This window comes from Sphingomonas sp. SORGH_AS_0950, from assembly GCF_030818415.1.
GTDB lineage: Bacteria > Pseudomonadota > Alphaproteobacteria > Sphingomonadales > Sphingomonadaceae > Sphingomonas.
On record NZ_JAUTAE010000001.1, the window covers coordinates 1,697,054 to 1,721,084 of the forward strand.

The window sequence follows — 24,031 nt, forward strand, 5'->3', positions numbered from 1 at the left end:
CCTGCGCATCTTCGCCGATTTCCAGGACACCAAGATCGAGAACCTGTTCGTGCAGAGCACGGCGGGCAACTATTATTTCGACTCGATCGCGGACTTCCAGGCGGGCAACGCCCAGCGCCTGCGTTACGGCAATGCGGTCCCCAGCCTGAACCCGATCGATGCGGCGGCTCGCTTCCGCTATCAGTCCTATGCCTTTGGTATCCAGGACAATTGGCGGATCACCGACTGGTTCAGCCTGGATTACGGCATCCGTTACGACATGTATGGCGGCCACAGCCGTCCGGCATTCAACCAGTCGTTCTTCAACCGCCTGGGCTACGCCAACACGGCCTATATCAGCGGCCGCGGCATCGCTCAGCCGCGTATCGGCTTTGAACTGCGTCCGTCGAAGGAATTGTCGGTTCGCGGCGGCGTCGGCATTTTCTCGGGCGGCTCGCCGGACGTCTACGTCTCGAACAGCTTCTCGAACACGGGCTTCCTGTCGAACACGATCGACATCCGCCAGAACAACGATGGCAGCTACTCGGCCACCAACCTGCCCGCAGGTGTCGGCGCCGCGGCGCTGACCGGCGTTTCCGGCACGACGATCCCCGGCGTGGTGAACAACTATCTGAATGCGGGCACGATCTCGTCGACCGCCCCGACCAATGCGCTGGACCCCAAGTTCAAGCTGCCGTCGCAGTGGCGCTCGACCCTGTCGTTCGACTATGCACCTACGGCGTTGTCGGGCTTCAACTTCGGTGCCGACTTCTTCTACTCGAAGGTTCGCAACCAGGTGTTCTTCACCGACGCGCGGGTCGTGCCCACCGCGCTGCGGACCCCCGACGGCCGCGTGCGCTATGCGGCGCTGACCTCGTTCGGCGACACGAACTCGGACCTGATCCTGACGAACACGACCCGTGGCCGGAGCTATATCGCGGTCGCGCGGGTCGACAAGACGTTCGATCTAGGCCTGAACCTGGGCGCCAGCTTCACCTATCAGGACATCAAGGATCAGGCTCCGGCTACCTCGTCGACCGCCAGCTCCAACTATGGCAACGGCGCGTTCCTCGATCCCAACGGTGCGGCCTATGGCATCTCGAACGAGCAGGTGAAGTACAACATCAAGTACAACCTGACCTTCGAGCGCGCCTTCTTCGGCGACTACAAGACCACCTTCGCGCTGTTCGGCGAAACCCGCATCGGCCGTCCGTATAGCTGGACCATGCAGGATGCCTCGAATCTGCGTAGCCCGGTCTTCGGAACAATCGGTTCGTCCAGCCGCTATCTGCTGTACGTGCCGACCGGCATCGACGATGCGCGCGTGTCCTATGACAGCACTGCGACCCGCGACACCCTGAACGCGCTGATCAACTCCACCGGCCTGTCGAAATATCGCGGCCAGATCGCACCGCGCAACGCGTTCAACTCCAAGTGGTTCACCAAGATCGACCTGCATCTGGCGCAGGAAGTCCCGACCGGTCTGGGTGCGTCGCGCATCCAGGTCTTCATGGACATCGAGAACTTCGCGAACCTGCTCAACAAGAACTGGGGCCAGCTGCGTCAGTACAGTTTCCCCTACACGCAGGCGGCGGTGCGGGTGCAGTGCCTGACCACGCCGGTCGCGACCGGCACGGCCGGAGGATCGGCGGTCGCCACCACCTCGAGCCAGGCTTGCGCCCAGTATCGTTACCTCGCGCCCAACTCGACGCCGACGGACACGATCTCGTCGCAGGAGTCCCTCTACCAGATCCGCATAGGCGCACGTTTCAGCTTCTAAGCTGACGCGTCCGGCGACGGACCTTTCGGGCCGCCCCTCCTCCGGGAAGGGCGGCCCTTTCTTTTGCCCCTGCCCCAATCTTTGCCCTTCGCCTGTGGTCCGTGTAGATGTCGCCCGGCCATGGCCACCCATTCGCCCGTCGCGACCAGCACCGCTTCGCCCGCCGCCTCCGACCAATTGTCGGTGCGGCCGTTTTTCGAGAACAAGGCGCGTGCCTTCTGGATACTCCAGGCAGTCGGCTGGTCCGGCTATCTGGTCCAGCGTTCGGTGGTCGGCGTCTCCAACGGCTTTTCGCTGGAGAAGATCATCCCGGTGATCATCGAGGCGATCCTGGGCTATTGCATCACGCTGCTGCTCTCGACCCTCTATGGCTATTACCGGCGGCTGCCGCGCATCGCGGGGGTGTTCCTGACGCTGGCGACGCTGGCGGCCGCGACGTTCCTTTATGCCGCGCTCAACGCCTTTTCCTTTTCGTTCATCACCACGACCCAGCCGGGGGTCACCGTCTCGCTGCTGATCGGCAATCTGTTCATCACCTTCGAGGTGCTGGCGGGCTGGTCGGCGCTCTATTTCGCGATCAACTATTATCTGATCGTCGAGCACCAGATCGACGAGATGCGCGCGCTGGAGCATCAGGCGTCGTCGGCGCAGCTGGCGATGCTGCGCTACCAGTTGAACCCGCATTTCCTGTTCAACACGCTCAATTCCATCTCGACGCTGGTGCTGCTCAAGCAGACCGAGCGGGCGAATGCGATGTTAAGCCGGCTGTCAGCCTTCCTCCGCTACACGCTGGCCAATGAGCCCACGGCGCATGTGACCGTGGCGCAAGAGGTTGAAACGCTGAAACTCTATCTGGAAATTGAGAAGATGCGCTTTGAGGATCGCCTGCGCCCGAGCTTCGAGATCGATCCGCGGGCCGAACGCGCCCGGCTGCCCTCGCTGCTGCTCCAGCCGCTGGTCGAGAACGCTATCAAATATGCCGTCACCCCGCAGGAGGAAGGCGCCGATATCCGCGTCGATGTGCGACTGGTCGGGCAACGGGTGCGGATCGCCGTATCCGATACCGGTCCCGGCTTGCACGAGGTGCGTCATTCCTCAAGCGTTTCGACCGGCGTTGGGCTGTCCAATATCCGCGAACGGCTGGCCCAGGCTTATGGCCCGGATCACCGCTTCGAATCCCGCTCCGCGCCGGCTGGCGGATTCTCGGTCGAGATCGAGATCCCCTTCCAGCTTGAGAATGTGAACAGAGAGGCCGCATGACCATCCGTACCATCCTCGTCGACGACGAGCCCCTGGCGATCCAGGGACTGGAGATCCGTCTCCAGGCGCACGAAGACGTCGAGATCATCGAGCGCTGCTCGAACGGGCGCGAAGCGATCCGCGCGATCAAGACGCACAAGCCCGACCTCGTCTTCCTCGACATCCAGATGCCCGGTTTCGATGGTTTCTCGGTGATCCAGGGGCTGATGGAGGTCGAACCGCCCTTGTTCGTCTTCGTCACCGCCTATTCCGACCATGCCCTGCGCGCGTTCGAGGCGCAGGCGGTCGACTATCTGATGAAGCCGGTCGAGGAGGCACGACTCGCCGACACGCTCGACCGCGTGCGCCAGCGGCTGAACGAGAAGCGCGGCGCGGGCGAGGTCGAGAAGCTGAAGGAAGTGCTCGCCGAGCATGCTCCCGAAGCGGTCGCCGACCTGAACGAAGGCGGCGAGGTCGCCGCCAGCCGCTTCGAGAAGCTCATCAACATCAAGGATCGCGGCCAGATCTTCCGCGTCGATGTTGACACGATCGAGATGATCGAGGCGGCGGGCGATTACATGGTGATCAACACCGGCGACAATTCGCTGGTCCTGCGCGAGACGATGAAGGACCTGGAAAAGCGACTCGACCCCCGCCGGTTCCAGCGGGTGCATCGTTCGACCATCGTCAACCTGGACCTGGTCAAGCAGGTCAAGCCGCACACCAATGGGGAATGCTTCCTGCTGCTCGAGTCGGGCGCGCAGGTGAAGGTCTCGCGCAGCTACCGCGACGTGGTGGCGCGGTTCGTTCACTAAAGGACTCAGCCTCCGTTCGCACTGAGCAAAGTCGAAGTGCACGTTCCGCGTTGGGTTGGCGTCGGGCGTGGCCTTCGACTTCGGCGCGAAGCGCCGAAGTTTATCCTGAGCGGCTGGCTTGCCAGCCAGTCGAGGGGCTCAGGCTGAACGGGGGGTGGGATTACGCTGCAAAAACAAATGCGGGGCGGGTTGATACCTATAACCGTTCACGCTGAGCGAAGTCGAAGCGCACGCTCCAACGCCGGCCCAAAACCCTTACCGCAACCCCAGCATCTTGTGGGTCTGCAACGTCAACCGCCAGCGCGGCCGCTCCATGACCATGGCGATGCACGCCTCGCGATTCGCCTCCGCGCGCGGATCGTCGAGCGGCTGGAGCAAATGGTTGGCGAAGTCCCAGCCTTCGACCTCCGCCGGGTCGATCCCCGTTTGGGGCCAGACCAGCTTCAATTCCTGCCCCGAGCGCTGGACGACCTGCGACCCCGCCTTGGGGCTGATGCACACCCAGTCGATGCCCGGATGCGCCGCGATCGTCCCATTGCTCTCGATCGCGATGAAGAACCCCGCCGCATGCAGCGCCTCGACCAGCGCGTCGTCGACCTGCAGCATCGGCTCGCCCCCGGTCAGCACGACGAAGCGCTGGTCGCGCGTCGTGCCCCAGAAACCCTCGACCGCCGCGACCAGTGCCGCCGCATCGGCGAAGCGCCCGCCGCCCAGGCCGTCGACCCCGACGAAATCGGTGTCGCAGAAGCGGCAGATCGCGCTCGCCCGGTCCTGCTCGCGCCCCGACCACAGGTTGCACCCGGCAAAGCGCACGAACACCGCGCGCCGCCCCGCCTGCACCCCCTCGCCCTGGAGCGTCAGGAACATCTCCTTGACGGCATAGCTCATGGCCTCAGCCCTGCGGCTTGACCGCATAGGCGGTGGGGTCGGGAATACCCGCTTCCTCGAACCCGCGCGAACGCAGGCGGCAGCTGTCGCACTCGCCGCAATGCAGCCCCTCGGGCGTCGGGTCGTAGCAGGACCAGCTGATCCCCATGTCGACGCCCAGCCGCGTACCTTCGCGCACGATGTCCGCCTTGGTCATGTGCTGGAGCGGCGCGTGGATCTTGAACGGCTGGCCCTCGACGCCCGCCTTGGTGGCGATCTCGGCCAGCCCCTCGAAGGCGGCGATGAATTCGGGGCGGCAATCGGGATAGCCCGAATAGTCGAGCGCATTGACCCCGATGAACAGGTCGCGCGCGCCCGCCGCCTCGGCCCAGCCCAGCGCCAGGCTGAGGAAGATGGTGTTGCGCGCGGGGACATAGGTGATGGGAATGCCCGGCTGCACCCCGTCCTTGGGCACGTCGATATCGGCGGTCAGTGCCGACCCGCCGAACGCCGACAGGTCGAGCGGCAGGACGATATGCCGCTCGGCCCCCAGCGCCTCGGCGACGCGCGCGGCGGCGGCCAGTTCGACCTTGTGCCGCTGGTTGTAATCCACCGACAATGCGAGGATGCGATAGCCTGCGACCTTGGCCGAGGCGGCGGAAATCATCGAGTCCAGCCCGCCCGAAACGAGCACGACCGCCATGGGAGCAGAAGATGTCATGATGGGGTCCTCCGCTACGCCCATTGGCGCGCGCTTGCAATGCCGCTTGAATCACCGGGCGCGAAAGGCCGGGACCGCTTGGCCCGATCCCCGAGGGGCATCGACGGCGCAGGCGGTCCCGCTAAGGACCTGAACCGGGCATGCTGACGACCCGGCCAAGAGGAGGTTCCGCTGCTGGAGCAGAGAGTCGGGAATAGCGGCTCTATGGTGAAAAAGCGGTTAAGCCGCAGGGACTTAATTTTTAAGCTTCCAGCCTTTGCGCAACAGCACATAGCATAGCACCGCCATCGCGACGTCGATGCCCAGCACGATCGCGCCGCCCAGCGTCACCGGCGAATCGGCCAGCCCCAGAAAGCCGTAGCGAAAGCCCGAGATCATATAGAAGAACGGGTTGGCATGGCTGATCGCGCGGAACGCCGGGGCTAGGCCATCGACCGAATAGAAGGTGCCCGACAGCAGCGACAGCGGCACGACCACGAAATTGGTGACGGCGGCGGCATGGTCGAACTTCTCCGCCCAGATCGAGGTCAGCACGCCCAGCAGCGCCAGGAACACCGAACCCAGCAGGCCGAACCACAGCACCGCGAAAAAGGCGTGCGGCGTCACATGGACGCCCGGCCAGATCGCCATCGCCGCCCAGACGGTCACCCCGACCAGCACCGCGCGCGTCACCGCGCCGCCGACCAGCGCGGCCAGCAGCTCGGCGGTGGACAGCGGCGGCATCAGATAGTCGACGATCGTGCCCTGGATCTTGCCGACCAGCAGCGAAAAGCTGGCATTGGCGAAGGCGTTGTTCATCATCCCCATGACGATCAGGCCCGGCGCGATGAAATCGGCGAACGGCACCTGCATCCCCGCCACCGGCACGGCATGACGCCCGCCCAGCGCGGTGGTGAAAATGATGATGTAAAGCAGGGTCGTGACCGACGGCGCCCAGATCGTCTGGAGCTGCACCTTGAAGAACCGGCGCACCTCCTTGATATAGAGGGTTCGCAGGCCTCCCCAGTTGATGTTCCGGATCACGGGCTCACCAGGGGCGGCGCGCACCGCCGAGTGGATTTCGCCGATTGGGGGCTGGCTGCTCATCGCCATAGCGCGTAACCGTTGCCGTGGCCGCCCGCAACCCGGTACAATGACTGGCCGGTGCGATGATGAAGTGAGGAAAGGTTTCGAATGTCGTGGACCGATGAGCGGATCGATACGCTCAGGACGATGTGGGAGGCGGGACAGACCGCCAGCCAGATCGCCGAAGCATTGGGCGGGGTCAGCCGCAACGCGGTGATCGGCAAGGCGCATCGCCTGGGCCTTCAGGCGCGTCCGTCGCCGGTAAAGGCCAACGAGCCCGCCGCCGCCCCGGTGGCCGAGGCGCCCGAGCCGGTCCCTGCCGCTCCGCCGCCCGCCCCGGAGCCCGAGCCCGAACCCGTGCGCGCCGAACCGGCCGCCCCTGCCGCGCCCGAACCCGCCGCCGAACCGACGCGCGAGCCGCAGCCGATCCTGCGCTCGGTCGGCCCCGGCGGCTTCGTCCGCCAGTCGCCCGGCGAGCAGCAGCCCCCGCCCTCGCCCGCCCCGCCGCGTCGCCTGGTCCCCGCCAAGCCGAGCGCCGAGATTGCGGGCAAGACCTCGCTGCTCGACCTGAACGACCGCATCTGCAAATGGCCGATCGGCCATCCGGGTGAGCCGGACTTCCACTTCTGCGGCGAAAAGGTGAATCCGGGCTTCCCCTATTGCGTCGAGCATTGCGGCCACGCCTATCAGGCGCAGCTGCCCCGCCGCGACCGTCGCCCGCCGCCGCCGCTGCCCTTTGGCGGCCCGCGCGTCCGCTGATCCGGGATCGATGGAAAAAGCCCGCCGGTTTCGCGACCGGCGGGCTTTTTCGTTGCTGGCGTAATTCCGTGGCCTTCGACTTCGCTCAGGCTGAACGGACGTCAGGTACCAACCTCCGTTCGCACTGAGCGAAGTCGAAGTGCACGCCCCGCCGCTCTCCCCGAGCGACGGGACGCCCCTCGCATCAGAACCGGAACGCCGCCGTCGCGCGCAGCGAATGCCAGCGGAACTTGTCGTCCGACCGGCGAATGTCGGTGCCCGCCGTATTGGGCGCCAGCACGAACGGATTGGTCGCGGGCGCCGACCCCTGGGTCACGCGGACGCGGGTCTCGTCGTCGTTATACTGGTGGTACATATATTCCATGCCGATCGAGAAGTTGCGACCGATCTTCTGCTCGATGCCGCCACCCCCGAGAAAGCCGAACCGGTTGCGGTCGCCGCTGATCGCAAAGGCGTTGGCGGTGTTGGACGTGGTGAAGGTCCGGTTGATCCGCGCATAGCCGCCGCCGAAGGTGCCGTAGAACAGCGTGTTGTTCGCCGCATAGCCCGCGCGCCCGCGAACCGAGGCTTCCCAGTCGATGCTGCGGGTGAAGGTGTACCAGGCGGGCGTGGTCGAGAAGCCCGAGACGCTGTCGGTGATCTCCGACTTGCCGAACTCGCCGACCGCGCCATAGACGATGTTGCCGACCTGATGGTCGATGCCGACCCGGCCATAATAGGCGATGCCGTCCTTGTCGTTGTTGCATCCGGTCGCCGCATTCTGGGGCGACAGCGCGCTGCGTGCCGCGCCGTTGCAGAAGCCCGGCGAGAAGGCGTTGGCGCCGGTCGAGGTCGTCACGACATCGCCGAACCGGCCGTCGCCGTTGCGATCGAACAACAGGCGCGAGCCGACATCATTGGGCTGCACGTCGTAACCGAAGCTGCCGCCGACATAGACGCCCGAAAACGGAGCGGCATCGTCCCCCGTCGCATAGCTGTCCTGCGCCATCGCAGGCGCGGCGAACAAGGCCGAGGCCGCGACGCCCGCCATCCAAAACTTCACCATAAATTCTCCCGTGTCCCTTGGCTAAGGTTCCGGGGGAACGGACGGATGCGACCGAAATATCCCGCGACTTAACGTAAGCAAAGTTTTGTCGCATTTGCGGGGGTGCAGGCGGCGCTGGCGCACCGGCCCTACAGCCCCTATAGTTCCCGTTATGTCCAATGACCTGTTCGCGGGCACGCCCCGCACCCAGCCCGCCTATGACGCCTCCTCGATCGAGGTGCTGGAAGGGCTGGAGCCGGTGCGCCGCCGCCCCGGCATGTATATCGGCGGCACCGACGAACGCGCGCTGCACCATCTGGCCGCCGAGGTCCTCGACAATGCGATGGACGAGGCGGTGGCGGGCCATGCCACCCGGATCGAGGTCAAGCTGGAGCCGGGCAACCGCCTGACCATCGTCGACAATGGTCGCGGCATCCCGGTCGACCCGCACCCCAAATTCCCCGACAAGTCGGCGCTGGAGGTGATCCTGTCGACGCTGCATTCGGGCGGCAAGTTCACCGGCAAGGCCTATGCGACCTCGGGCGGCCTGCACGGCGTGGGCGTGTCGGTGGTCAATGCGCTGTCCTCGGACACGGTGGTCGAGGTCGCGCGCGAGCGTATCCTCTATCGCCAGCGTTTCGCGCGCGGCGCGACGCTGGGGCCGCTGGAGACGGTGGGTGCCGCCCCCAACCGGCGCGGGACCAGCGTCGCCTTTACCCCCGATACCGAGATTTTCGGCCCCGAACTCGCCTTCAAGCCCGCCCGGCTGCACAAGCTGGTCCGCTCCAAGGCCTATCTGTTCGCGGGTGTCGAGATACGCTGGCACTGTTCGCCCGCGCTGATCACCGACGACACGCCCGCCGAGGCGGTGTTCCAGTTCCCCGGCGGCCTGGCCGATCACCTGAAGGAACAGCTGGGCGGGCGCGAATGCGCCACCGCCGATTTCTTCTCCGGGAACCAGGAGTTTCCGGGCGAACAGGGCCGCGTCGAATGGGCGGTCGCCTGGCCACTGTGGAGCGACGGCAGCTATAGCTGGTATTGCAACACCATCCCGACCCCCGATGGCGGCACCCATGAACAGGGGCTGCGCCAGGCGCTGGTCCGGGGCCTGCGCGCGTTCGGCGAGCTGGTGAACCAGAAAAAGGCCAAGGACATCACCGCCGACGACGTCATGGTCGGCTCCGAACTGATGTTGTCGGTCTTCATCCGCGAACCGCAATTCCAGAGCCAGACCAAGGATCGCCTGACCAGCCCCGAAGCCGCCGGGCTGGTCGAAAAGGCAGTGCGCGACCATTTCGACCATTATCTCTCCGCCAATATGGAGCGCGGCAAGGCGCTGCTCGGCTATGTGCTCGACCGGATGGACGAGCGGCTGCGCCGCAAGGCCGAGCGTGAGGTCAAGCGCAAGACCGCGACCTCGGCGCGCAAGCTGCGCCTGCCCGGCAAGCTGACCGACTGCGCCGCCGACAGCCCCGAGGGGACCGAGCTGTTCATCGTCGAGGGCGACTCGGCGGGCGGCTCGGCCAAGCAGGCGCGCGACCGCAAGACCCAGGCGATCCTGCCGATCCGCGGCAAGATCCTGAACGTCGCCAGCGCCACCTCGACCAAGATCCTGCAGAATCAGGAAATTGCCGACCTGACGCTGGCCATGGGCTGCGGCACGCGCAAGGATTGCGACCCGACCCAGCTGCGCTACGAAAAGATCGTCATCATGACCGACGCGGACGTGGACGGCGCGCATATCGCCACGCTGCTGATGACCTTCTTCTTCCAGGAAATGCCCGATCTGGTGCGGCGCGGGCATCTCTATCTCGCGCAGCCGCCGCTCTATCGCCTGACGGTCGGGGCCAAGTCGCTCTATGCGCGCGACGACGCCCACCGCGCCGAGCTGGAGCGCACCGCCTTTCGGGGCAAGAAGGTCGAGGTCGCCCGCTTCAAGGGCCTGGGCGAGATGAACCCCGGCCAGCTGCGCGAGACCACGATGGACCCCGCGACCCGCAGCCTGATCCGCATCACCCTGCCCCAGGAATATGAGGAGCGGGCGGGCGTGAAGGACCTGGTCAACCGGCTGATGGGCAACAACCCGGCGCACCGCTTCGCCTTCATCCAGGAGAATGCGGCGCGGCTGGACGAAGAGGTGATCGACGCCTGACGCGATGACGGGAGCGGTGTTGTCTCGCTTTTGGTGATCGGCTATCGTGACGAAGGGCGGCCCATTGAGCCGCCCTTTGCTGTTTGAAGGAGACGTCCCGTGACCATCACCGCCCTGATGCCCGTTTACCCACGGTGCGGGGTGCGTCCGGTCCGAGGCGAGGGCGTCTATCTGTATGGCGAGAATGGCGAGCAGTATCTGGACTTTGCCGCCGGGATCGCGGTGAACGCGCTGGGCCATGGCCATCCGAAACTGGTCGAGGCGATCGCCAAACAGGCCGCGACGCTGATGCACGTGTCCAACCTGTACGGCAGCCCGCAGGGCGAGCATTTCGCGCAGCGGCTGGTCGATTCGACCTTTGCCGATACGGTGTTCTTCACCAATTCGGGCGCCGAGGCGGTCGAGTGCGCGATCAAGACCGCGCGCCGCTATCACTTCGCCAATGGTAATCCGCAGCGTCATACGCTGATCACGTTCAACAACGCCTTTCATGGGCGGACGCTGGGCGCGATCTCAGCAACCAACCAGCCCAAGATGCGCGACGGGTTCGAGCCGCTGCTGCCCGGCTTCGCCTATGCGCCGTTCGATGACCTGGAGGCGGCGCTGGCGCTGATCGACGAGAACACCGCCGGTTTCCTGGTCGAACCGATCCAGGGCGAAGGCGGCCTGCGCCCGGCCAGCATGGAATTCCTCCAGGGCCTGCGCAAGGCGTGCGACGAGCATGGCCTGCTGCTGGTGCTGGATGAGGTGCAGTGCGGTTATGGTCGCACCGGCAAGTTCTTTGCGCATGAGCTGTACGGCGTGACGCCCGACATCATGGCGGTGGCCAAGGGCATCGGCGGCGGCTTCCCGCTGGGCGCGTGCCTGGCGACCGAGGAAGCGGCCAAGGGCATGGTGATCGGCACGCACGGGTCGACCTATGGCGGCAACCCGCTGTCCATGGCGGCGGGCGAGGCGGTGCTGGACGTGATCCAGGAGCCGGGCTTCCTCGAACATGTCGAGGCGATGGGCCAGCGGCTGCGCTCCACGCTGGAGCAGATGATTCCGAACTTCGATCATCTGTTCGAGGAAGTGCGCGGCCATGGCCTGATGCAGGGGCTGAAGATGAAGAGCGACAGCCGTCGCTTCGTCGCGCATTGCCGCGACCATCACGGGCTGCTGCTGGTCGCGGCGGGCGAGAATGTGATCCGCATCCTGCCGCCGCTGACCATCGACGAGAGCCACATCACCGAGTTCGCGACGAAACTGTCCGACGCCGCGCGCGTCTATGTCCCCGCCGCCGACGATTGATGATCCCTGCCACCCCGGCGGCACCGTCCGCCGGGGCGACGGAGTAATATTCCATGACGATCCGCCACTTCCTGAACCTCGCCGACGCCGGTCCCGAGGGTGTGACCGCCATTCTGACCGATGCCCAGGCCCGCAAGGCCGCGCGCGCCGGTTTCACCAAGGGCCGCGTCGATGCCGACGCCCCGCTGGCCGGCCACACGCTCGCCATGGTGTTCGAGAAGAACTCGACCCGCACCCGCGTCAGCTTCGACATGGCGATCCGCCAGTTGGGCGGCACCTCGATCGTGCTCGATGCCGGGACCATGCAGCTGGGTCGCGGCGAGACGATCGCCGACACCGCGCGCATCCTGTCGGGCTATACCGACGCGATCATGATCCGCACCGACGACCATGCCAAGGTCGAGGAGATGGCGCATTATGCCAGCGTGCCGGTCATCAACGGCCTGACCGACCTGTCGCACCCCTGCCAGATCATGGCCGACCTGCTGACCGTGATCGAGGCGGGCAAGACCCTGTCCGGCCTGAAGGTCGCGTGGCTGGGCGACGGCAATAATGTGCTGCACTCGATCGTCGAGGCGGGCGGGCTGCTCGGCTTCGACGTGGTCGCCGCCTGCCCCGATGGCTATCACCCGGAACCGGGCACGCTGGAGCTGGGTCGAGGTCGTGCCACCTGCACCACCGACCCGCGCGCCGCGGTCGAGGGGGCGGACATCGTCGTCACCGACACCTGGATCTCGATGGGCCAGGCCCATGCCGAGGAAAAGCTGGCGGCGATGATGCCCTATCAGGTCAATGCCGATCTGATGGCGCTGGCCAAGCCGGATGCCAGGTTCCTCCACTGCCTGCCCGCGCACCGCGATGAGGAAGTCACGTCCGACGTCATCGACGGGGCGCAGTCGCTGATCTGGCCGGAAGCGGAAAACCGCCTCCACGCGCAGAAATCGGTGCTGCGCTGGTGCTTCGGCCAAGTGTGAGATCGGCTCGGTTGATCGGCAGCGAACCGATCCTATCTATGGAAAGGCCGGCGGGTTCGTCGGCCTTTTCTCTTTCCCCCGCCGCACCGGCACCATATCGCCCGGACGTTTCCCGGCGCGTAAAGGCACGACCATGACCGACCTCACCCTGCCCGACCTCGACCGCGCGATCGCGTTCACCATCCCCGAGCAGCATGCGCGCGGACGGCTGGTGCGGCTGGGCCCCGTGCTGGACGAGATCCTGGCGGCGCATGCCTATCCCCCGGTGATCGAGCGGCTGCTGGCCGAGGCGCTGACGCTGACCGCGCTGATGGGCGCGACGCTGAAGGACACGGGCGGGCAGCTGACCATCCAGACGCGCAGCGACAGCGGCGTGATCCGGCTGCTGGTGTGCGATTATCGCGGCGGCGAGCTGCGCGGCTATATCCAGTATGACGAGGACCGGCTGGCCGAACTGCCCGCCGACCCGACGCTGTTCGCGTTGTTCGGGCAAGGCTATCTGGCGATCACCTTCGACCTGGCGGTGACGGGCGAACGCTATCAGGGCATCGTGCCGATCGACGGCGAGACGCTGTCGGCGGCGGCGGAGAGCTATTTCATCCAGTCCGAGCAGATCCCCAGCCTGTTGCGCGTCGGGATCGCCAAGGGACCGGACGGCCGCACCGTCGCGGGCGGCCTGTTCCTCCAGCATCTGCCCGAGGGCGAGGAAGGCCGCGAGCGGCTGCACGTCAAGCTCGACCACCCCGAATGGGAGCATGTCCAGGCGCTGGGCCAGACCATGCAGGCCGAGGAACTGGCCGACGCCGCGCTGCCGCTGGAAACGCTCGTGTGGCGGCTGTTCAACGAGGAACAGAATGTCCGCGTGTCGGAAAGCCCCGCCATCGTGCGCGGTTGCCGCTGCTCGGCGGAGTATATCGCCAGCGTCATCACCAAATTCTCGGTCGAGGAACGGCGCGAGATGGCGGATGCCGAGGGACTGATCCAGGTCGACTGCGCCTTCTGCGCGAAGAAGTTTCCGGTGCCGTTCGACGCGGAAGCGGCGGCCTGACCGTCTTTTCCTCCCCTGCAAGGGGAGGAATGGAGCCACTCCTCGTTCCCCGGCGAAGGCCGGGGCCCAGCTTCGATGTCGGTGAGAGGGCGCGATACGCTGCGTGGGAGGCATCGCCACGCGCTCGCTTTTGCCTCCCACGCGGCACAAACCCACTCCCCCAGCCGCACCGCAACTGGGCCCCGGCCTTCGCCGGGGAACGTGGAGTGATGACGCTTACCCGCCGAGCGCCTCTACCAGCGCCTTGACCTTCTGCTGGCGCCATTGCGGCAGCGGCGCGACCAGCCAGTATCCCATGCGCGACGGCACCGCCTCGCCGGTGGCGACCACGCGCCCCTCGGCCAGATCGCGCTCGGCGAGCAGTTGCGGCACGATGGCCCGGCCCAGCCCCGCCGCCACCGCGTCGATCGCCAGCCCCGCATCGGTCACGCGGACCAGCGGCGTTCCTTCTTCGGGCGCGCCGGGCCAGGCGATCAGCGGCGCGTCTTCGGGACCGCCAGGAGCACCGATCGCGATCATCCCGTCCGACTCGATCGCCTCGCCCTCCAGCCCGCCGGGCCCGTCACCCCAGCGGATGGCGAGGTCCAGATTGGCCTCGGTGAAGTCCAGCCCCTCGTCCGACGCGATCAGCGAGAAGCGCAGGTCGGGATCGCTGGCGGCGATCGCGGCCAGGCGCGGCATCAGCCACTTCTCGGTCACGTCGCGCGGCGCGGCGATGGTCAGCGACTTGGACGACTGGCCCGCCTGCATCGCGCGCACCGCATCCTCGAATTGCAGGAAACCGGCGCGCAACGGGGCCAGCCCCGCCTCGGCCTCCGGGGTCAGTTCCAGCCCGCGCGTGGTGCGGCGGAAAAGGACGACGCCCAGCGTATCCTCCAGCGCGCGGATCTGCTGCCCGACCGCCGCCGGGGTGACGGCCAGTTCGTCGGCGGCGCGGGTGAAGCTCAGATGGCGCGCAGCGGCGTCCAGCACGCGCAGACCGTTGAGCGGCAGATGCGTCCGCTTCACGATTCCACCGCCGGCGCGATCAGCGCGAAATGGGGGATGGCCGCATCGAAGGTCTCGCCGTCCGCGCCGACCATGCGATAGCTGCCCTGCATCGCCCCGCTGGTCGTCGCCAGCGGACAGCCCGAGACATAGTCATAGGCCGCACCCGGCTGGATCACCGGCTGCTCGCCGACCACGCCCTCGCCCTCGACCGAATGGCGTGCGCCGCGCCCATCGGTGATGATCCAGCGGCGGGTGAGCAGCTGCACCGGCTGATCGCCCTCATTCTCGATGCGGACATGATAGGCCCAGAACCAACGCCCGCGCTCGGGCTCCGACTGTTCGGGCAGATAGCTGACCGACACCCGAACCGTCACCGGCCCGGTTGTCAGCGCATGGGAAAAGAGCGCCTTCACAGACCCACGGCACGCAGCGCCTGGTCGAGATCGTCGATCAGGTCGTCCGCATCCTCCAGCCCGACATTCAGGCGCAGCATCCCCTCGCCAATCCCCATCTCTACCCGCTTGTCCTCGGCGACGCCCGCATGGGTGGTCGAGGCGGGATGGGTCATCAGCGAGCGCGAGTCGCCGATATTGTTGGAGATGTCGATCAGCTCCAGCGCATCGAGCAGCCCGTGCGCCTGGGTCCGCCCGCCATCGAGTTCGATCGCGAAGATGCTGCCGCCCGCCTTCATCTGGCGCATGGCGAGTTCATGCTGCGGATGGCTGGGCAGCGCCGGGCACAGGACGCGCGGCACCCGCCCCTCCAGGAACTGCGCGACCTTCAACGCCGATTCCGACTGGCGGTGGATGCGCAGGTCGAGCGTCTCCAGCCCCTTGAGCACCACCCAGGCGTTGAACGCCGACAGGGTCGGGCCGGTGTTGCGGGTAAAGGGCAGCAGCGTGTTGGTGATGAAATCTTCCGAACCGCACACCGCACCCGCCAGCACGCGCCCCTGCCCGTCCATCATCTTGGTGGCGGAATAGGCGGTCACATCCGCGCCGAAATCCATCGGCCGCTGGAGCGCCGGGGTGGCGAAGGCATTGTCGACGACCGTGGTGATCCCACGCTCGCGCGCGATGGCGCAGATTGCCTCCAGGTCGGCCACGTCCATGGTCGGATTGGCGGGCGTTTCGAAGAAGAAGACCTTGGTCTCGGGCCGCACCGCATCCAGGAACGCCTGCGGGTCGCGCGCATCGACGACGGTGGTGGCGATGCCGAACTTGGGCAGCAGCGTGTCGGTCAGCCAGCGGCACGAGCCGAACGCCGCGCGGCCGCCGACCAGATGGTCGCCCGCCTGCAACTGGCAGAGCAACACCGCGGTCATCGCCGCCATGCCAGACGCCATGGTCCGGCATGCCTCCGCGCCCTCCAGCAGCGCGATGCGCTGTTCCAGCATCTCGACGGTCGGGTTCTGGAGGCGGGAATAGGTCATCCCCTCCTGCTCGCCCGCGAACCGCGCCGCCGCATCGCCCGCCCGGTCATAGCAATAGCCCGAGGTCAGGAAGAGCGCCTCGGAGGTTTCGCCATATTCCGACCGCGCGGTGCCGCCGCGAACGGCCTGCGTGGCGGGGCGCCATTGGGTGGTGATCGAACGGTCCTGGCCAGTCTTTCGCTTCATGCCAGCCCATTTGCCGGTCCGGGGGGCGGGGTTCAAGGATATTCGGACACGCGCGGCCAAGTGTAGCCGTTACCGAAGCGGAACGGAATTGCGATGATCCGGTTGTTGCGGCCGAAACGAACAGGGGAAATGACGATGAAGATGCGTATCGGTCTTTTGCTGGCGGCCAGCCTGGTCTCGCTGTCGGCCTGCAACAACAAGGGCACCGACAAGCTGGCGGGCCGCGTCGAGGACGCCGCCGACAACCGCGCCGACAATATGGAAAGCCAGGCGGACATGCTGCGCAACGAGGCCAAGGCGCTCGACAAGCAGGCCGAGAAGACCCGCGACTATGCCGAGGACCGCGCCGACGCGATCAAGGCCGCCGACGTCAATGCCAGCGCCATGAGCCAGGAACAGCGCGACGCGATCGTCGCCAACCAGGCCGCGGCGGTCCGATAACCCTATCGGCACGCCTTGCCCCTCCACCACCGGCTGCGCCTGACGGTGGAGGGGCAGAGCCGGTCGACCTTATTGCGCCTCGCGATGGTTGGTGATCTTGCCGTAGATCGGCTTGGTCACGCTGGTCAGCCGGTCACTGGCATCCCCAATCAGATCGAAGAACAGGACGCGGTTCGCCCCCTGCTTCATCCACGGCGCGGGTGTGAACAGCGTGTGGACGGGGCCGATCCCCCAATAGCGGCCCAGATTATGGCCGTTGAACCACAACTGCCCCTTATGCGCGCCGCGCATGTCGAGATAGGTGTCGGCGGGTTGCGCCACCGTCATCTCCGCTTCGTAGAAACAGGGTCCGGTGCAGGGTTTGGCCGATAGCTTCAACGCCGACAGGTCGTCCATCGGCAGGCGGAACATCTGCCAGTCGGTCAGCGGCTGCCCCGCCAGCGTCACCGCGCCGGTGAGGCCAGCCTGCTCGGTCCGGATGGCATGGCTGTAATTCACGCGGCCGGTATTCTCGACCAATATGTCCAGCGTCGCGGGCGCGGTCCGCGCGGGCAGCTCCACCGTTTCCTGATCCAGCCGCCGGTCGAGCGTGCCGACCAGCTTGCGGCCGAGATAGACCTGCGCATAGCTGTGCATGCCCTTCAGCATCAGCGTCCCCGCCGGGCCCTTTGGCACGGTGACGCGGTAGAGGACGTAACCGTAATTCTGGTCGAGTTCCTCGAACGTCTTAGGCTGCGCCGCGCGGATCGGCTGCGGCAGATTGTCCCAGAGCGAGGCGCTGCGCCGGACCGGCGAGACGGGGAAGCGCTGCGCGACGGTGGGCGCGGGAGTGGGGGCGGCGGGCTTGCCGGTCACCTCGGCGATGGCGGCGGCGATCAGCCCGTATTTGTAGCGCGGATTGCCCGCCTCATCGATCGGCGCGTCATAGTCATAGCTGGTCGTGTCGGGGTGATAATCCTTGCCGGTGTGCGAATCCGCCCCGTTCATCCAGCCGAAGGTGGTGCCGCCATGGACCATGTAGAGCGAGATCGAATAGCCGCGCTTGAGCATATAGGCCATTTCCTCGGCCTCTTTCCGGCCGTCGGTCTCGTGATGGTCCTCGCCCCATTTGTCGAACCAGCCCGCCCAATATTCGCCGACCATGCGCAGGCCGTCGGGGCGATAGGCCTCCAGCTTGGCGATGGCGTTCTGCGCACCACCCGACCCGAAATTGACGACCGAGGGCAGGTTGGGCAGCGACCCCTTGGCCAGGTCGCCGCCTTGGTTGCTGGTGAACAACACCCCGTCCGCCAGACCGGCGCGCTTGTAGCTGGCCTCCAGCCCGCGCAGATAATCCTGATCGCTGCCAAAGGCGCCATATTCATTCTCGAGCTGGACCGCGACAATCGGCCCGCCATTCTTCAGCAGCAGCGGCTTGACCTCCTGCCCCAGCCGCATCAGCCAGCGATCGACCGCGGCACTATATTTGGGATCGGTCGAGCGCAGCACGAGGCTCCGGTCCTTGAGCAGCCAGGACGGATAGCCGCCCAGTTCCCATTCGGCGCAGACATAGGGACCGGGGCGCAGGATGACGTCGAGCCCCTCGGCCTGCGCGTCGCGGATGAAGGCGACGATGTCGTTCTGGCCGCTGAAATCATAGGTGCCGGGGCGCGGTTCGTGCGCGTTCCAGAAGGCATAGGTGGTGATGGTGTTCAGCCCCATCGCCTTGGCCTTGCGCAGCCGGTCGCGCCAATAGGCGCGCGGGATGCGGACATAGTGCATCTCGCCCGAAATCACCTGATGCGGCTGGCCGTTGCGCAGAAAGCCCTTTCCCTGCACCGCGAAGGTCCGGGGCGGGCCGTCATTGGCGGTGGGGCCTTGCGCCTGAAGCGGCGACAGGGCGGTGGCCGCCAGAATCCCGCACAAGATCGATCGAACCGCTCGCGTCACGTCACTCTCCCGCAATCTGGACCGGACGGGATGTGTCGGACGATTGCGCCCCACCCCTGCCCCTTCGCCATGGGTGCCATGCGCAAAGCCTTTCGTCAAATTGTCTGACCATTGAAAAGGGGAACCGACGCCCCTTTCGCGTCGGGCGCCACCAACCCCATTGCCCCGTCTCACCGGCGGCGTCATGACCTGGGGCCATGCGCCGCCTGCTCGCCCCCTTCAGCCGCCCGGTCCCGGCGCTCCTCGCCCTTCTGGTCGCCGCGCAGGCGCTGTTCTGCTGGCGGCTGACCACGCCGCACAAGCTGGTCTTCGACGAGGTTCATTACGTCCCCGCCGCCCGCGCGCTGCTGGCGCTGGAGGGGCCGGTGAACATCGAGCATCCGCTGCTCGGCAAGGCGCTGATCGGGCTGGGCATGATGGCCTTTGGCGACAATCCGCTCGGCTGGCGGGCGATGTCGACGCTGGCGGGCACCGCGATCGTCGGCGGCGTGTTCGCCATCGTCTGGCTGATGACCCGGCGGACGCGCGCCGCCGCGATCGGGGCGGGGCTGACGCTCGCCAACTTCATGGTGCTGGTGCAGGCGCGGATCGCGATGCTGGACGGCTTCATGGCGGCGTTCACCGTGCTCGCGGTCGCGGCCATGGGATGGGCAATGCGCGGCACGCCCGCGCAAAGCCGGTGGCGCTGGGGCCTGGGCGCGGTGCTGCTGGGGCTGGCGGTCGGGACCAAATGGGCGGCGGTCCCCTATCTGGGCTATGCCGCGATCGGTTTCGTCCTGATGAAGCGCGGCGATCCCAGCCGCTGGCCGGGCTTACGCTGGTGGTCGGCCTGGGGGCTGCTGGGCATCGGGGCGGGGCTGGCCTATGCCGCGACCTTCGCACCGGCCTTTTTCTATGCGCGCGATCCGCTGACCGTGGCGGGGTTCGTGCCCTTTCAGCTCGACATGTATGCGCGCCAGACCCAGGTGCTGGCGGCGCACACCTATCAGTCGGCGTGGTGGAGCTGGCCGGTGATCGGGCGGCCTATCTGGTATTTCTACGAGGTCGCCGACGGGGCGCAGCGGGGCATCTTCCTGCTCGGCAATCCGGCGGTGATGTGGGGCGGGCTGGTCGCGGTGGCGGCCTGCGCGCTGGGCTGGGTCCGGACGCGCGAGGTGCGGCCGGGGTTCGCGGCGGCGCTGTGGATCGGCGGCTTCGCGGTCTGGGCGATCATCCCCAAGTCGCTGGGCTTCTATTATTATTATTTCCTGCCCGCCATCTGGCTGTCGGTCGCGCTGGCGGTGGCGATCGACCGGTGGCGGGCGGCGCTGCGCGACTGGGACGAGGCCTATCTGGTCGCGGCCGCCTGTCTGTTCGTCTATTTCTATCCGATCCTGACGGCGGGGGCGCTGGCGGGGCCGAAGTCGTTCGTGCGGTGGACGTGGTTTGTCGATTGGCGGTGAGCTTGTCGCTTGGCCTTCGACTTCGCTCAGGCTGAACGGCGTTTCATACCAGGATCCGTTCAGGCTGAGCGAAGTCGAAGCCCAAGGGAATCCATCAATACCGCCCCCAGACGAACCGCGACGACAGCGCGTAATTCCACACCGCGCCGACCAGCACCCCGATCAGTGCCGATACCGCCCACTCGTTCGCCCGCGCATCGTGCAGGAAGGCCGCAACGCCGACATTGGCGATCGCCCCCACGGCGCAGACCAGACAGAAGGACACCCAGCCGTCGAGCAGCGGCTTGAACCCGGTCAGACGCCGGTCGCGATAGGTCAGCGCGTTGTTCAGGAAGAAGTTGAACGTCATGGCCGCCGCCACCGCGACGATCTGGCTGGCCAGGAAGCTCGCGCCCAGCAGGACGAAGAACAGGCTGAGCACCGCCATGTGCACGCCCACGCCCAGCACCCCGATCGCCGAGAACATGGCGAAGCGCACCGGCACCACCTTGCCGAAGCGGCGGTCGTACAGTGCGATCAGATATTCCATCGCCACGACATGATCGAGCTTCGACTCGCCCTCGGTCCGCAGCCGGAAGACATAGGGCATTTCGGCCGCACGTAACGGGCGCGGCGACGCGCTCATGATGTCGAGCAGGATCTTGAACCCGATCCCCGACAGATGCGGCACGGTGTCGCGCGCCACCTGGGTGCGGACCATGAAGAAGCCGCTCATCGGGTCGGACAGGTTCACGTTCAGCACCCGCTGCGACAGCTTCGTCGCAAAGGCCGACTTGGCCACCCGGTCGCGGTCCCAGTCCCCCGTCCCGCCGCCGTCGACGAAGCGCGAGCCGACGACGATGTCGAGATCGCCTTCCGTCTGCAACCGGTCGAGCATCTTCGGGAGCAACGTCTCGTCATGCTGCAAGTCGCCGTCGATCACCGCGACCACAGGCGCGGCGGTGGCGCACATCCCCTCGATACAGGCGGACGACAGCCCCCGCCGCCCGATCCGCTGGATCACCCGAACGCGGCCGTCGACGCGGCCCAGTTCCCGCGCGGCCTCGGCCGTACCGTCTGGGCTGTTGTCGTCGACGAAGATCGCCTCCCACCGCCGCCCGGCCAGCGCCTGGTCGAGCTTGGCGATGAGCACGGGCACATTGGCGCGCTCGTTGAAGGTCGGGATGACGACCGCGAGTTCGAGGAGCGCGCTCATGGGCGTCAAAGGCGTTCGAGGATCGCGTCGGCCATGGCGCGGGTCGACAGGCTGCCGCCCAGATCGCCGGTCCGCGCGCCCTCGCGGATCGCGCCCGCCACCGCTGCGTCGATCCGGTCGGCCGCCTCGGTGAGCCCCAGCGAGTGGCGCAGCATCATCGCCGACGACAGGATCGCCGCGCACGGATTGGCCTTGCCCTGCCCCGCGATATCGGGGGCCGAGCCATGGATCGGCTCGTACAGCCCCTTGCCCGTCGCCCCCAGTGCGGCGGAGGGCAGCATCCCGATCGAGCCTGCGCACATCGACGCCTGATCCGACAGGATGTCGCCGAACAGATTGCCGGTCAGGATGACGTCGAACTGGCCCGGATCGCGCACCAACTGCATCGCGCAATTGTCGACATACATATGGTCGAGCGCGACGTCCGGATAGTCCTTCGCCACCTCGATCACCACGTCGCGCCACAACTGCGAGGTTTCCAGCACATTGGCCTTGTCCACCGACAGCAACCGGCGGCGGCGGCGCATCGCGGTCTCGAAACCGACGCGGGCGATGCGCGCCACTTCCTCTTCGTCATAGCGCATCAGGTCATGGCCTTCGCGCAGACCCGCCTCGGTGGTGCCACGGCCCTTCGCACCGAAATAGACGTCGCCGGTCAGCTCGCGCACGATCACCATGTCGATGCGCCGTGCGATGTCAGGGCGCAGCGAGCTGGCATCCTCCAGCCCCTCGAACAGGCGCGCGGGACGCAGGTTCGCGAACAGGCCGAATGCCTTGCGCAGACCCAGGATCGCCTGTTCGGGCCGATGCGCACGCTCCAGATTGTCGAAGCGCGGATCGCCGACCGCGCCGAACAGCAGCGCATCGGCGCGGCCCGCCACCTCCAGCGTCTCGGGCGGCAGCGGATGGCCCGCCGCCTCATAGGCCGCTCCGCCGACCTTGGCCTCCTCGAAGGTCAGGCCCAGGTCCAGCGCCTCCAGCACACGACGCGCTTCCGCCGTCACTTCCGGGCCGATGCCGTCACCGGCGAGGATCGCGATCAATGCCATGGCTGGCCCCTTGTCTTACCTGAGTTGTCTTAGCTGAGTTCGGAGCGCCCTTTGCCTTAGCGGGCGGGCATCACGCAACCGCCCTTTTGAAACGATGGAACAGCCGGGCGCGGGCCGGCATCGGATCATGGCGCAGACCGGCCAGGATATCGCGCGCCAGGAAATGCGCGGTGATCCGCCCGGCAGCGAAGATGTCGGGCCAGTCCCCCGCCCCGCCCTCGCGCAGAAAGGGCGGCAGGGGAAACAGCCGCGCCTCGTACCCGAACGCCGCCCCCGCCGACACCGCCGCGCCGCTCTTGGGGCTGACATAGGCGAGATCGGCGGTCCCGCCGGTGACGGTGCACCGCTCCAGATCGAGCCCGAAGCCCAATTGCCCCAGCAGCAGCAATTCATACCGCACCAGCGCCCCTGCCCAGCCGCGCGCCGACGGGGCCGACTCGATCGCGGTCAACACCGCGTCGAGCGCGTCGTAGAGGACCGGATAAGGCTGCTCCTCGGGCAGCGCGGCAGCCGTCAACGCGCAGAGCCATTCGATCCCGGCGGCAGCCAGCGGCTCGCCGTGGAGCCCCGCGCGGCTATGCCCCGGCTCGATGGTCAGCGCGGCCAGTTGCTCGACCGTCCGCGCCCGCCACTCGCCGATGATCCCGTTGCCCGGTTGCAGCACCGGCCTGAGCGCCCGCGACCGCCCGCCCCGGACATAGCCCGGCTGTACCCCGTCCTCGCGGGTCAAGGCCCGCACGATCGCCCCATGCTCGCCATGTGGCCGGACCGACAGGATGATGGCGGGGGCGACGCGGTGCATGGAGGGGGATGTAGGGGGGAATGGGGTGGGATGCTATGGAGAGCGAGCAGGCCGATCCGCGCTACCCCCTCGGCCGAAAAAATCAGGTCGGATCGACATCCAGTATTGCTTCTTCTTTCCTCTCCCCTGGACAGGGGAGAGGGTTAGCGCAGCTTGCCAGCGTGCTGGCTAGCGCAGCTTGGGTGAGGGGTCGAGCGAGCCCAAAGGCTCGCGCGCTCGCAAAGCAAGCGCCCACCCCTCACCCAGCTTCGACTAAGCCTTTGCTCTGGCAAAGACCAAGTCTGCGCAACCCTCTCCCCTCTCCCCTCTGCGAGGGGCGAGGGAAGGAAAGGCATCGCTGAATGGCGACCCGCCGCCCAAGCAGGAAGCGGGAGGCCTATCGCTTCGACGCCGGAGAATGGTCCCGCGCATCCGGTCTTGCGGGGCAGAGACTTGCCCGGAACCTTGGCATCAGCCCGGTGCGCCGAAGTGCCGGCATATAGGCATGGACCTCGCACGCGGCGCGGCTCCCCTTGGCGCGATCACATCGTTCGATTCCGCCATCGGCGCCACGGGGGAGCGCGCCGTCGAGTTGGTGACGGTCGCCGGATGACAGGCTCGCCATGAAATCGTCCAATAGCTGGAGCATGTCTCCGGGCGGCACCCTGACGATCTCCGAGGCGGAACAGGCGGTCGCCTTGTGCGAGAGCGGAGAGCTGACGGACTGCGCGGCAAGCACAATGGCAAAAGCGATCGGCACACTCGTCTCCCGCTTCGATGAAGCCGTTTCCAGAGCGGCTCTTCCCGCCGGACAGCAAAGCTGCACGGCCGATGCGCAGGCTATCGCGCTATGGCTTACCGTCCGCTGACAAA

The 24,031-nt window shown here is 66.8% G+C and carries 22 protein-coding genes; 11 read left to right on the top strand and 11 right to left on the bottom strand.

Going from position 1 to position 24,031, the window contains the following annotated elements:
- Positions 1 to 49 precede the first annotated feature (49 nt).
- The 3 genes from QE385_RS07315 (at position 50) to QE385_RS07325 (ending at position 3,813) form a co-directional block, all read left to right on the top strand.
- On the top strand, positions 50 to 1,759 hold the full coding sequence (locus tag QE385_RS07315; RefSeq protein WP_307100480.1) for a hypothetical protein: 1,710 nt from the start codon (positions 50 to 52) through the stop codon (positions 1,757 to 1,759).
- 120 nt (positions 1,760 to 1,879) lie between these two features.
- Complete coding sequence (locus QE385_RS07320; RefSeq protein WP_307100483.1) at positions 1,880 to 3,019, top strand: sensor histidine kinase; 1,140 nt, start codon at positions 1,880 to 1,882, stop codon at positions 3,017 to 3,019.
- Positions 3,016 to 3,813, top strand: a complete 798-nt coding sequence (locus tag QE385_RS07325) for a LytTR family DNA-binding domain-containing protein (RefSeq protein ID WP_307100485.1) — start codon at positions 3,016 to 3,018, stop codon at positions 3,811 to 3,813. The genes QE385_RS07320 and QE385_RS07325 overlap by 4 nt, the downstream gene beginning before the upstream one ends.
- A 255-nt stretch (positions 3,814 to 4,068) precedes the next feature.
- Here QE385_RS07325 and queE read toward each other — a convergent pair whose 3' ends face one another.
- From queE to QE385_RS07340, 3 genes are all read right to left on the bottom strand, one after another.
- Entirely contained in the window at positions 4,069 to 4,701 is a 633-nt protein-coding gene (queE, locus tag QE385_RS07330) for a 7-carboxy-7-deazaguanine synthase (protein WP_307100487.1), read from the bottom strand.
- A gap of 4 nt (positions 4,702 to 4,705) precedes the next feature.
- Positions 4,706 to 5,401, bottom strand: a complete 696-nt coding sequence (gene queC, locus QE385_RS07335) for a 7-cyano-7-deazaguanine synthase QueC (protein ID WP_307100489.1) — start codon at positions 5,399 to 5,401, stop codon at positions 4,706 to 4,708.
- Between the two features lie 234 nt (positions 5,402 to 5,635).
- The gene (locus QE385_RS07340) at positions 5,636 to 6,487 is read right to left on the bottom strand and encodes an ABC transporter permease (protein ID WP_307100491.1); all 852 of its coding nucleotides are present in this window, start codon (positions 6,485 to 6,487) and stop codon (positions 5,636 to 5,638) included.
- Positions 6,488 to 6,574: 87 nt separating this feature from the next.
- On the opposite strand from QE385_RS07340, the gene QE385_RS07345 reads away from it, so the two are divergent.
- A complete protein-coding gene (locus QE385_RS07345; protein ID WP_307100493.1) occupies positions 6,575 to 7,225 on the top strand; it encodes a GcrA family cell cycle regulator in 651 nt (216 codons plus the stop codon).
- A 184-nt stretch (positions 7,226 to 7,409) separates the two neighbouring features.
- Here the strand turns inward: QE385_RS07345 and QE385_RS07350 are convergent, their stop codons facing one another.
- On the bottom strand, positions 7,410 to 8,270 hold the full coding sequence (locus QE385_RS07350; RefSeq protein WP_307100496.1) for an outer membrane protein: 861 nt from the start codon (positions 8,268 to 8,270) through the stop codon (positions 7,410 to 7,412).
- 151 nt (positions 8,271 to 8,421) lie between these two features.
- Here QE385_RS07350 and parE point away from each other — a divergent pair, with 151 nt between their 5' ends.
- The 4 genes from parE to QE385_RS07370 all read left to right on the top strand — a co-directional run bounded on the left by parE (position 8,422) and on the right by QE385_RS07370 (position 13,713).
- Positions 8,422 to 10,401 (top strand): DNA topoisomerase IV subunit B, encoded by a 1,980-nt coding sequence (parE, locus tag QE385_RS07355; RefSeq protein WP_307100499.1) that lies wholly within the window; start codon positions 8,422 to 8,424, stop codon positions 10,399 to 10,401.
- Positions 10,402 to 10,500: 99 nt separating this feature from the next.
- Positions 10,501 to 11,691, top strand: coding sequence for an aspartate aminotransferase family protein (locus QE385_RS07360; protein WP_307100501.1), 1,191 nt, complete (start codon positions 10,501 to 10,503; stop codon positions 11,689 to 11,691).
- Positions 11,692 to 11,744: 53 nt separating this feature from the next.
- Complete coding sequence (gene argF, locus QE385_RS07365; RefSeq protein WP_307100503.1) at positions 11,745 to 12,665, top strand: ornithine carbamoyltransferase; 921 nt, start codon at positions 11,745 to 11,747, stop codon at positions 12,663 to 12,665.
- A gap of 133 nt (positions 12,666 to 12,798) precedes the next feature.
- Positions 12,799 to 13,713, top strand: a complete 915-nt coding sequence (locus QE385_RS07370; RefSeq protein WP_307100506.1) for an Hsp33 family molecular chaperone HslO — start codon at positions 12,799 to 12,801, stop codon at positions 13,711 to 13,713.
- A 216-nt stretch (positions 13,714 to 13,929) separates the two neighbouring features.
- On the opposite strand, the gene QE385_RS07375 is transcribed toward QE385_RS07370, so the two are convergent.
- Genes QE385_RS07375 through QE385_RS07385 form a run of 3 tightly spaced genes read right to left on the bottom strand, consistent with a single transcriptional unit; the run spans position 13,930 to position 16,321 of the window.
- Positions 13,930 to 14,721, bottom strand: coding sequence for a LysR family transcriptional regulator (locus QE385_RS07375; RefSeq protein WP_307100508.1), 792 nt, complete (start codon positions 14,719 to 14,721; stop codon positions 13,930 to 13,932).
- A complete protein-coding gene (gene apaG, locus QE385_RS07380; RefSeq protein WP_307100510.1) occupies positions 14,718 to 15,116 on the bottom strand; it encodes a Co2+/Mg2+ efflux protein ApaG in 399 nt (132 codons plus the stop codon). Before apaG ends, QE385_RS07375 begins: the two co-directional genes overlap by 4 nt.
- Complete coding sequence (locus QE385_RS07385) at positions 15,113 to 16,321, bottom strand: PLP-dependent aspartate aminotransferase family protein (RefSeq protein ID WP_307100512.1); 1,209 nt, start codon at positions 16,319 to 16,321, stop codon at positions 15,113 to 15,115. Before QE385_RS07385 ends, apaG begins: the two co-directional genes overlap by 4 nt.
- A gap of 129 nt (positions 16,322 to 16,450) precedes the next feature.
- On the opposite strand from QE385_RS07385, the gene QE385_RS07390 reads away from it, so the two are divergent.
- Complete coding sequence (locus QE385_RS07390; protein WP_307100514.1) at positions 16,451 to 16,762, top strand: hypothetical protein; 312 nt, start codon at positions 16,451 to 16,453, stop codon at positions 16,760 to 16,762.
- 69 nt (positions 16,763 to 16,831) lie between these two features.
- Here QE385_RS07390 and QE385_RS07395 read toward each other — a convergent pair whose 3' ends face one another.
- Positions 16,832 to 18,691, bottom strand: coding sequence for a beta-galactosidase family protein (locus QE385_RS07395; RefSeq protein WP_307100515.1), 1,860 nt, complete (start codon positions 18,689 to 18,691; stop codon positions 16,832 to 16,834).
- A 197-nt stretch (positions 18,692 to 18,888) separates the two neighbouring features.
- Between QE385_RS07395 and QE385_RS07400 the strand changes: the two genes are divergently transcribed.
- On the top strand, positions 18,889 to 20,133 hold the full coding sequence (locus QE385_RS07400; RefSeq protein ID WP_307100517.1) for a phospholipid carrier-dependent glycosyltransferase: 1,245 nt from the start codon (positions 18,889 to 18,891) through the stop codon (positions 20,131 to 20,133).
- Positions 20,134 to 20,227: 94 nt separating this feature from the next.
- On the opposite strand, the gene QE385_RS07405 is transcribed toward QE385_RS07400, so the two are convergent.
- The 3 genes from QE385_RS07405 to recO all read right to left on the bottom strand — a co-directional run bounded on the left by QE385_RS07405 (position 20,228) and on the right by recO (position 23,179).
- Positions 20,228 to 21,328, bottom strand: a complete 1,101-nt coding sequence (locus QE385_RS07405; RefSeq protein ID WP_307100520.1) for a glycosyltransferase family 2 protein — start codon at positions 21,326 to 21,328, stop codon at positions 20,228 to 20,230.
- Between the two features lie 5 nt (positions 21,329 to 21,333).
- Complete coding sequence (gene leuB / locus QE385_RS07410; RefSeq protein ID WP_184105976.1) at positions 21,334 to 22,377, bottom strand: 3-isopropylmalate dehydrogenase; 1,044 nt, start codon at positions 22,375 to 22,377, stop codon at positions 21,334 to 21,336.
- A gap of 70 nt (positions 22,378 to 22,447) precedes the next feature.
- Positions 22,448 to 23,179, bottom strand: coding sequence for a DNA repair protein RecO (recO, locus tag QE385_RS07415; RefSeq protein WP_307100523.1), 732 nt, complete (start codon positions 23,177 to 23,179; stop codon positions 22,448 to 22,450).
- Between the two features lie 602 nt (positions 23,180 to 23,781).
- On the opposite strand from recO, the gene QE385_RS07420 reads away from it, so the two are divergent.
- Positions 23,782 to 24,027: a hypothetical protein gene (locus QE385_RS07420; RefSeq protein WP_307100525.1), complete on the top strand. Its 246-nt coding sequence runs from the start codon at positions 23,782 to 23,784 to the stop codon at positions 24,025 to 24,027.
- Positions 24,028 to 24,031: the final 4 nt, after the last annotated feature.

Coding starts and splice junctions, on each gene's coding strand:
- QE385_RS07320 (WP_307100483.1), top strand. CDS start 1,880: ATGGCCACCCATTCGCCCGTCGCGACCAGCACCGCTTCGCCCGCCGCC.
- QE385_RS07325 (WP_307100485.1), top strand. CDS start 3,016: ATGACCATCCGTACCATCCTCGTCGACGACGAGCCCCTGGCGATCCAG.
- queE (WP_307100487.1), bottom strand. CDS start 4,701: ATGAGCTATGCCGTCAAGGAGATGTTCCTGACGCTCCAGGGCGAGGGG.
- queC (WP_307100489.1), bottom strand. CDS start 5,401: ATGACATCTTCTGCTCCCATGGCGGTCGTGCTCGTTTCGGGCGGGCTG.
- QE385_RS07340 (WP_307100491.1), bottom strand. CDS start 6,487: ATGAGCAGCCAGCCCCCAATCGGCGAAATCCACTCGGCGGTGCGCGCC.
- QE385_RS07345 (WP_307100493.1), top strand. CDS start 6,575: ATGTCGTGGACCGATGAGCGGATCGATACGCTCAGGACGATGTGGGAG.
- QE385_RS07350 (WP_307100496.1), bottom strand. CDS start 8,270: ATGGTGAAGTTTTGGATGGCGGGCGTCGCGGCCTCGGCCTTGTTCGCC.
- parE (WP_307100499.1), top strand. CDS start 8,422: ATGTCCAATGACCTGTTCGCGGGCACGCCCCGCACCCAGCCCGCCTAT.
- argF (WP_307100503.1), top strand. CDS start 11,745: ATGACGATCCGCCACTTCCTGAACCTCGCCGACGCCGGTCCCGAGGGT.
- QE385_RS07370 (WP_307100506.1), top strand. CDS start 12,799: ATGACCGACCTCACCCTGCCCGACCTCGACCGCGCGATCGCGTTCACC.
- QE385_RS07385 (WP_307100512.1), bottom strand. CDS start 16,321: ATGAAGCGAAAGACTGGCCAGGACCGTTCGATCACCACCCAATGGCGC.
- QE385_RS07390 (WP_307100514.1), top strand. CDS start 16,451: ATGACGATGAAGATGCGTATCGGTCTTTTGCTGGCGGCCAGCCTGGTC.
- QE385_RS07400 (WP_307100517.1), top strand. CDS start 18,889: ATGCGCCGCCTGCTCGCCCCCTTCAGCCGCCCGGTCCCGGCGCTCCTC.
- QE385_RS07405 (WP_307100520.1), bottom strand. CDS start 21,328: ATGAGCGCGCTCCTCGAACTCGCGGTCGTCATCCCGACCTTCAACGAG.
- leuB (WP_184105976.1), bottom strand. CDS start 22,377: ATGGCATTGATCGCGATCCTCGCCGGTGACGGCATCGGCCCGGAAGTG.
- recO (WP_307100523.1), bottom strand. CDS start 23,179: ATGCACCGCGTCGCCCCCGCCATCATCCTGTCGGTCCGGCCACATGGC.
- QE385_RS07420 (WP_307100525.1), top strand. CDS start 23,782: ATGAAATCGTCCAATAGCTGGAGCATGTCTCCGGGCGGCACCCTGACG.